The 8,517-nt window shown below is 40.0% G+C and carries 9 protein-coding genes; 4 read left to right on the top strand and 5 right to left on the bottom strand.

Annotated features, from left to right (window positions below; all coding sequences use genetic code 11):
• Positions 1–149: 149 nt before the first annotated feature.
• From ACUVXA_RS12295 to ACUVXA_RS12310, 4 genes are all read left to right on the top strand, one after another.
• Positions 150–929 carry a TrmB family transcriptional regulator gene (locus ACUVXA_RS12295; protein WP_445871564.1) on the top strand — a complete coding sequence of 260 codons (780 nt, stop codon included), beginning with the start codon at positions 150–152 and terminating at the stop codon, positions 927–929.
• Between the two features lie 147 nt (positions 930–1,076).
• Complete coding sequence (locus ACUVXA_RS12300) at positions 1,077–1,832, top strand: SIR2 family NAD-dependent protein deacylase (protein WP_445871565.1); 756 nt, start codon at positions 1,077–1,079, stop codon at positions 1,830–1,832.
• A gap of 333 nt (positions 1,833–2,165) precedes the next feature.
• Entirely contained in the window at positions 2,166–2,534 is a 369-nt protein-coding gene (locus ACUVXA_RS12305; protein ID WP_445871566.1) for a helix-hairpin-helix domain-containing protein, read from the top strand.
• A 1-nt stretch (position 2,535) separates the two neighbouring features.
• A complete protein-coding gene (locus tag ACUVXA_RS12310) occupies positions 2,536–3,120 on the top strand; it encodes a metal-dependent hydrolase (protein ID WP_445871567.1) in 585 nt (194 codons plus the stop codon).
• Between the two features lie 116 nt (positions 3,121–3,236).
• Here the strand turns inward: ACUVXA_RS12310 and ACUVXA_RS12315 are convergent, their stop codons facing one another.
• From ACUVXA_RS12315 to ACUVXA_RS12335, 5 genes are all read right to left on the bottom strand, one after another.
• Positions 3,237–4,019 carry a hypothetical protein gene (locus ACUVXA_RS12315; RefSeq protein ID WP_445871568.1) on the bottom strand — a complete coding sequence of 261 codons (783 nt, stop codon included), beginning with the start codon at positions 4,017–4,019 and terminating at the stop codon, positions 3,237–3,239.
• 198 nt (positions 4,020–4,217) lie between these two features.
• Positions 4,218–5,495 (bottom strand): hydroxymethylglutaryl-CoA reductase (NADPH), encoded by a 1,278-nt coding sequence (gene hmgA / locus ACUVXA_RS12320; protein ID WP_445871569.1) that lies wholly within the window; start codon positions 5,493–5,495, stop codon positions 4,218–4,220.
• Between the two features lie 12 nt (positions 5,496–5,507).
• On the bottom strand, positions 5,508–5,933 hold the full coding sequence (locus tag ACUVXA_RS12325) for an aconitase X swivel domain-containing protein (RefSeq protein WP_445871570.1): 426 nt from the start codon (positions 5,931–5,933) through the stop codon (positions 5,508–5,510).
• Positions 5,930–7,120 (bottom strand): aconitase X catalytic domain-containing protein, encoded by a 1,191-nt coding sequence (locus tag ACUVXA_RS12330; protein WP_445871571.1) that lies wholly within the window; start codon positions 7,118–7,120, stop codon positions 5,930–5,932. Before ACUVXA_RS12330 ends, ACUVXA_RS12325 begins: the two co-directional genes overlap by 4 nt.
• Complete coding sequence (locus tag ACUVXA_RS12335; RefSeq protein WP_445871572.1) at positions 7,107–8,405, bottom strand: UbiD family decarboxylase; 1,299 nt, start codon at positions 8,403–8,405, stop codon at positions 7,107–7,109. Before ACUVXA_RS12335 ends, ACUVXA_RS12330 begins: the two co-directional genes overlap by 14 nt.
• Positions 8,406–8,517 lie beyond the last annotated feature (112 nt).

An 8,517-nucleotide genomic window follows, 5' to 3' on the forward strand; every position in this document is an offset into this window, starting at 1 on the left:
ACGCTTAAAAACCGTTTCACACAGCCTTAGACCAACCAAAGATAGAAATCAATGATTTTTGGATTGTAGCTATCGTAAGATATATAGGTACATCTGTATTGGGAAACAAACTCCCAGCATCTAATTTTTTGGAGGCGGTAAACATAGAAGTGAGTAACACTACAATTGAGACCCTAAAAAATTTTGGTTTAAGCGAGTATGAGGCTAAAGCCTATATTGCGCTAGTAGCTTTAGGCGTCGCCACAGTGAAGAAGGTTTGTGAGGTAGCTAATATACCGCATCCCAGAGCTTATGACACTCTGGCTGGTCTTGAAGAAAAAGGATTAGTCGAGATACAGCATGGTAGGCCAAAAGTGTACAAGTCTGTACCACCTCGCACTGCTTTTAGACGGCTCGAAAAAGCACTTAGCCGAGATAAGGAAACCGCTATAGAAGAACTCAGCGATGTTTACGGAGTGCAAAAGTCAAAACAGGAACTATGGACAATGCACGGAAAACAAAACATTATTAACAGAATAGAAGAGATGTTGATGGGGGAAGAGCAATCTGCCATGCTTTCCTTTCCAAAAGACCTGCTTTTAGAAATAGAAAAAACGCTCCAAATTGTAGGTGAAAAGGGAGTGGAACTCAAGATCTGGACTTGTACCGAAGAGGAAGATCAAAGTGTAATTCTACCCCTTGAAGGTAACATTGAAATAGTTTCGGATAATCAGGTGTACGCAAATCTTCTAATTGTGGATGGGAGTGAAGCCCTAATTTCTTCAGGTTGTGTTGAGGATTATAAAGGACCTTGGATAGGAATATGGACAAACGAACCCAGCTTTACCAAACTTATCAGCATCTTTTTCAAAAAATTGTGGAAAGAAAAAAAACTCGAAGAAGAAAGAGAAACCCTAGTGCGGGATCTAATGCACCTTAAAGCCCCCTAAAATATCATAAAAAAATCAAGTCATTTTTAAATTTAGATACCCTTTCTTATTTCCAATCCTGAAAACCATAAGAAACGATTAAATTTTTATTTAGGTTTGTATTTGTAATGTTATAGTTTATTCTGGTAGCAAAGGAGAGAGACATTTTTGCCTAGTGAAGAAATTTTAGGAGTTGCAAGACTTATAAAAGGGGCTAAAAAAGTCGTCGTATTAACGGGAGCCGGTATATCGGTTGAATCTGGGATACCTGATTTTAGAGGACCCGATGGACTTTGGAAAAGATACAGTCCAGATAAAGTAGGTACAATTACTTCTTTTCTATCAAACCCAGAAGAATGGTGGAAAATGGCTCAAGAAATCGCTCCAGTGCTTTTCAACGCCCAGCCAAATCTTGGGCACTTCGCTCTAGCTGAGCTGGAAAAAATGGGAAAAGTTGAGGCTATAATAACACAGAACATCGATGGACTACACCAAAAAGCGGGAAGCAAAAAAGTAGTAGAGGTGCATGGAAATGTTCGTAGCGCGTCCTGCGTAGAATGCAGAAAGAAACACAGCATAGAATACGTGATTTCAGAAGTGGGAAAAGGCAATTATATGCCCCAGTGCACCGATTGCGGCGGGGTAGTTAAAGTGGATGTGGTAATGTTCGGAGAAATGTTACCCGAAGAAGCAATATCTGAAGCCTATAGACTAGCCCAGGAATGCGATCTATTATTAGTTGTAGGCTCCTCCCTGGTTGTATATCCGGTAGCCGCCCTACCTGGGATGGCACTAAACAGAGGTGCAAAAACAGTAATCATCAACATGGAAAAAACAGGATACACAAAATACGCCAACTATCATATCTATGGAAAAGCAGGGGAAGTTCTACCCCAAATAGTGGAAGCTCTAAAAATACTCTAGCACTAATGGAATAAAAAAGGAAGAAAGGCAATTATACTCATACAGATTAATAAAGCAGTTTCCAACAATATCAAAATCGAATTCAAAAAATTGGAACAAGTATTACTCGACAATTTTAAATTAAGTCGGTTTCCACTTTCGACATTACTAAATTCAGCGGAAAAAGCCGTTTTCCCTCACCTAAAAGAAAAAATAGGAAAAGGCAAGTAGCAAAAAAATTTAATACCGTCAGGTATTAATTGAATCTTTCTTCTTTTCAAAAAATAAAAAAACTTAATAAACACTAATAAGGATTATACTCAACTAGAAAAAGAAAAAAACGGGAGTAAGAATATGGCTCCATTTCTAGAAATGATAATTCATCTATTACAAATAGAAGCAAGCACCCATGGGATTTCATTCATGGATATAATTATTTATTTGACGCCTATACTTGTGGGAACCTTGATGGCTGTAATCGGCACACGGCTAAAACTATACAAACTTCCAAAATCCAAAGTCAAACTCAAAGAAGCAGCCCCAGTAACCAAAGTTAAAGGTGTAGAAGAGACAACTGCTAAAAAACTAAGTAAACAAAAAATCAACACCGTAGGGGACCTAGTAAAAACCGATGCTAAAAAATTAGCTAAAACCACTGGACTCGACAAAAAGGATGTCGAAAAACTGGTCAAATTCGCCCTAAAACAAATGATGGAGGACTAAAATGCAGAAATACACACATCTTGTAGTAGGAGCAACAGCAGGAGCAATAGTAGCGGTACTTCTAGGATTAAACGTGGACATAGTAACCCAATTTGCAGTCGTTACTGGACAAGTAGCCAAGTGGGGCTCACTAAACACAGTAGTCAGCGCAGCAAACCAAAAACTACCGCCAATACTCGCAGGCGCAGCCTTCGGCATTCTTCCAGATCTCGACCAACTATTAAAACGTCAACGCATAGGACACCGAAGCGGACTATTCCATAGTGTACTAACATTTATATGGCTACCAGTACTCATAGGACTAATTGCACCCAGTTTGTTTGCACTGTCAGCTGCAGGCATTTTTAGTCACTGGTTTATCGATAGCTTTAATCCGAGTGGTGTGCGTACCTTTCCCTACATTCTTCCTCGTAAGGATGAGTCTTTAAAGGATTTTATCTGGAAGTATAGAAGGGATTTGCGTATCGCTACGATTCATTATGATAATCACTGGCTTAATATCGCGGTTTGCGGAGTTTGTATTGTGATTATTGGGTTGCTTACAGGCGTTATGCCACCAGTGAATACATTACCGCTACCATTCTAGAATTTATCGTTTAAAATAAGCATCCATTTTTTTCTTTTTTCTTTGCCATCGATTCTATCTCATGTTTAAAAGTTTTTTAGGGCAAGGTAGATTTTTCCGATTTTTGATTTTTGTTCTTATTCTTCTCTTTTGCCTTTTATTCGTACTGTTCCTCGGGTTTCTAGCGCGCGTAGGGTTTCATATACCCATTGCCAAGTTATGTCAAAGCCTGCGTTGTTTAATCCTTCGCGTAGTTCGTCTACGGTTAGGTCTTGATCAAGGTTTCTCAGCATTAGGCGTGAGGCTCTGTTCCATACGCCTGACTTGTCTAATACGTTTTCGGGTGTTAGTGGGGGTATAAGTTCATAGATTAGGGATTTTTGATATGCTTCAAGTTCTTCTCCAACCAGAGCTCCCTCTACTTCTTCTGCCATCTCTGCGAGTACTTCTGTTACGGCTTCTATTGGGGGTTCGGCCACTGCTGCTTCTACGGGTGCTTTAGTTATGGTTTCTAGTTCGGCTTCTGCGACTACAACTTTGGGTTCGGCTTTTGGTTTTGGTGGCTTAGTTATGGTTTTCGCGTATTTATCGAATTCGGTTGCGTATCTTTTGATGAGAGTTGATAGCATGACTAGGGTGAAGCCCACTCGTTGTTGTGTCTGGATGGCCATTAGCATTTGTTTTGAGGTTCGTATTACTATTATTGATTCGTTTTCGGCTGCTAGTGTGATGTTTGATCCGACTGTTAGTCCGGGGAAGCTTGGTTTGAAAAGCATTATTTTTTGCTGTATATCGTCTGTTAAGTCGGTGTATAGTACTTCCCCTTTCATTGTTAATAGTGCTAGTCCGTTCTCGCTTATCGCCCCAAACGTGCGTAATTCTTCCTTTAATCTGTCGACTAGGTCTGAGTCTTCAGACATTTTAACGCCTCATAATTTTTAAAAAATACTATTTTTGAGTAATTATTTTAATGTCCAGTTAGGAATATCCTATCTTATATTAATATAATGTTGTTTTTAAATAGTTTTTGAAGATTTAATTGTAATAAGAGTATAAAAAGAGGTTATTTGGTTAAAAATGCGGGGATAATAAGATTTTTATTAGTCTAGTTTGGTGGTTCATTCAATTTTCTCTACTTTTTTCCTAGCTGTTTCTCCTCTTCCCAGTGCTTCGTGTGCACGTGCAAGATGGCCTGCTGCAAGTGCAGCAATCAAGGATATTTCTCCGGCAAGCGCGGCTGAACAAGCGATTTCGGCAAACTTTTTAGCCATTGTACCCGGAGGTTTTCCTCTCATGAAACCCCCGCCACAGTCCATTATAGAAAGAGCCTCTTGCATCTGACCGAGCCACATTCCGCCTCCTATGGTGCCACAGATCATTGAGGGAAGTGTTAGTGACACGTACAAATCGCCATTGTTTACTTGTTCGGCTGTGACCATTCCCATGCTGGACTCCCCTATGTGAGCAGCATCCTGCCCTGTGGCAAGCCACATAGCGGCGATGATGTTCGCCACGTGGGAATTAAAACCATACGAGGCAGCCTGACCACTGCCCACATATATTTTACGATAAACCACCTCAACCATTTTGTCGGCAGTGGTTTTTAGAGTGTTCTGTACATAATCCTTTTTTAGAACCACTTCGGATTGAACTGTTTTACCTCTACCCAGAATTAAGTTGAGGGCGGTGGGCTTTTTGTCAACACACATGTTGCCGCTGAGGGCAATTGTTTCCGCCCAAGGAAGGTTGTCGTGAATTAGATCACACACGGCTTGGGATGCGCTGGTAACCATGTTCATTCCCATGGCGTCAGCAGTATCTGCCAGTAATCTAAGGAATACATTTCTTCCCACTATCCAATATTGAAAATCCAAGAGATCCAAAAATGGGTCTTCGCCTTTAAACACCTTACGTATTTTTTCGAAATTATTTGTTACCCAGTTCACTAGCTTAACTGCATGCTCGGTGTCAGGAACAACTATGCAGGGTGCCCTAGTAATAGCACTTTTCAGTACTTGGGCCTTTGCTCCGCCGCTTGCTGTGATTATGCTGCACCCTCTGTTAACACTTGCCACTAGTGCTCCCTCTGTGGTGGCTAAAGGTATCAAGTATTCCCCATCCGCTACTTCTCCCATTACTTTTAGAGGACCAGCTACTCCTAGTGGTATCTGTTGCACCCCTATGGGAGCCTCTATGTTTCTTGAGGCTGTTTGCTTCATATCTATAGAGTAGGATCCAATGTGTTTGAGTTCTTTCCCGATTATTTTTTCTAATGCTTTTCTCCTAATAGTGGTGGCTGTTTCTATGTCTGTGTATTTTTCAACTTGGTAAAATTTTACTTCTCCACTGATTAGTTTCTCAATCAGATCTTCTTCAAGTGTTTTTTCTTGAACCATTTCTTTTCCACTTCACTCTTCTCTTTTTTCGACTTCAACTATTCCCTTTTCGCTGTCTACAGTTAATTTATCACCATTTTTTATTACGGTGAGGGGATCTTGGTCTAGTCTGTGCACCAGTGGAATTTCTCCAATAACAGCTCCCACCAGTGTCACAATATCTGAATCCTTTTGAATAATAGCTTTAGGTGCTAAACCTTTATTGGCTAGGTTGATTAAAACGTAGGAGCCTACCGTTGAGCCTATTCCAGTGCTGAATACCAGTATCTTTCCTTTGACACTTTTTCCTTCTAGTTCGTGTCCTTTTTGTATTACCTTTCCTGTTTTCGGGTCAATGAATCCTAGGAAGGATATTGGCATCTTGGTTACAAGTGCTTCTCCCTCTACCCTGTGATTTTTTAATCCTCTTAGACCTTCCCCCTTTAGTGTAAGCTTCATTGAATTTTCCCCCCCATCGCTATTTTGATACAATTTTTTAGAGATTCAGCTGCGGATTCAATTTTGCTCATCGTGGGAAGATAATGAGCCGCCTTAATTGAATCAGTTAAAGCCAAATCGAATCTAGGCATGGGGCAGACCACAGGACAAGTGTCACAAAAAACTCTACCGCCCATCTTTTCAATCTTTTGAACGTAACCCATCGACTCTGCCACTAATTTTATAGGTCGAGAAGTGAATATCCAGAGCTTGCATCGATCTGAAACCGGGGATTCAAGTAGTTCTGAGATTATCTTAAGAGTACTTACTGATGTGTGAGGACAACCTATCATAACTATATCTGGTTGAGATGTTGGAGCAAAATTTTCTTTTAATTCTTCTAAGTGTTTCTGGTCTATTATCATTTTTTCTGAATCTTTCCTCTCCAATTTTCCACAAGACTGTTCATTAATATAGAATAGTGCTATAGAACCCGAGGCGGCCATGGCAGCTGAAATATATTTTGTTTGTTGAATATCTATGCTGGAAACTTTTTGTAAGAGTGGAATTTTTGAGCCAAAATTTTCTCCAATACTATATCCTACCAAACCGTAATCCGTAGGATTGATCAGTTTTGCTTCTATTTCTACTAAAACGTCTGGTTTTCTGTTTTCGGTTAGATGTAATCCGTATGATGGAGTTTTTCCGATTATTGCTGAGGCCAGTGCGGACAACCCGCTTTCTCTATTTGTGTATGCGCCAAAAAATGAGTTCATGAAAGTTACAGCTGATGATTCTGAGAAGGATATGTGATCACCATTTTTTGCAACATTACCGAGCTCATAGGGAATACAGCTGCATACATCTAGAATGCCCATGGATTGATACATTTTTATTATCTTATTCTGTTTAGCTGCGAAGGCATCATTTATACCCATTTCTTTCCAGTTCTTTCGATCCATTCCACTGGGATTAAGTGAACTCATTATAGCCGTTTTAGGATTACTTTCAACAAATTTTTCCAAAACCTCTATTAGAGCCTCCCCTCCCGTTTTGTACGAAACTCCAGAAACATGTGCAGATTCGATTTGAATTAGTTTCTCAGCGTGGAAGAAGTCTCCAATAGCGCAAAGTATTTTCATGGCGAGCCTTTTAGCCTCTCCCGATCCGCCTTGAAGTATTTTCTCTTCTTCTCTACTGAGATACATAGTCCTCAACTCTGACTTTTGCTTCTCCAAGGATTTTTACTGGAAGAAAATGCGATTTATCCTTATCAAAGGGTATTGTGGCATCAATTCCTACTTTGGTTGTTTCCCGGGTTACCTGGTTTGCGGAAGGATCAAGCGAGGAACCCCTGTCTTTTTTTAATACCATATTCTTTGATGCTTGGAATCTTGTTGCGATAGCATACTCTACAGAGTTTAAATCATAAATATCTGTATCTTCATCTAAAATTACCACGTGCTTCATGGATTTATGCGCTCTAAACGCGGCTTCAATTGCATTTTTCCCGTCCTCTTGACTCCTCTTATGGATTTGAACTAATCCATGGAGCCATGAGCAGCCACCAGGAGTTATTAGAACATTTTTACATTCACAAACCTTATTTACCTCGTTGAAAATAACGGGCTCCTTGGGCAAACCCATGAGAAGTCTATGATCCAGTCCTCCGGGGAGTAGAGCCTGATATATTGGATTCTTAGCGTGTGAAAAGTGTTTAATTTCAATTACTGGTTGTTTCCTAACAATATCATAGGTATCGGTCAAGTCCAGAAAAGGTCCTTCATCAACCAGTTCACTAGTTATTCTCCCTTCCAGCACTATTTCACAGTCTGCAGGCACTTCCAAGTCTACTTTTTTACACTTAACCAGTTTTAGGTATCTTAGACTATTGGCGATTTCTAACTCATCTACTGTTATGTCCAAGGAGGTGGAGGCTGCTAATAATAATGAGGGGTGATTTCCAATAGAAATTGCAACTTCCATTTCTCCACCCGCTCTTTTCAGATAGACATCAGTGTCTCTATCTTCTACAATCCTTGTAGCAAACCTTTTATCATCCAATAGCATAAGTCTGTGAAATGAAGCATTTCTGCCAAATTCGGGGTCACGAATTATGAGTACCCCAGAAGTAACATAGGGTCCTCCATCACCCTCGGTGTGGGTAAGTATGGGTAAACTATTTAGATTAACGCTTTCCGTAATTTCCTGACACCTACCATTCTTGATTACTTCTGGGTGGCTCCTTTTCTCAAACACCTCAGCCAATTTGAATATCAGCTCTTCCTTTCTCACATTTAAAGACAATGCTAAGAGATCTCTACTTGAACAAATGTTTCCAACCACTCTATATGACGACCCCTCAACTTGGGTAAAAATAACCGGATGCCCATCCAACTTTTTCAGAAGAGCAGGAATCATACCAGTAGATACCTTTTTATTAACCTCGATAAGCATACCCTGAGACTTAAGTTCCTTCAGAAACTCTCTCAAAAATAACAGTCTCCTTACATGTTTTCATCGATTATAAAAAATATATGGCATTTAATCTTTTCGCTCTTAAATAAGATTTTTGTGGCTGATTTTTCCAGTTTTCTTATGAAGG

The organism is Candidatus Jordarchaeum sp. (genome assembly GCF_052745115.1).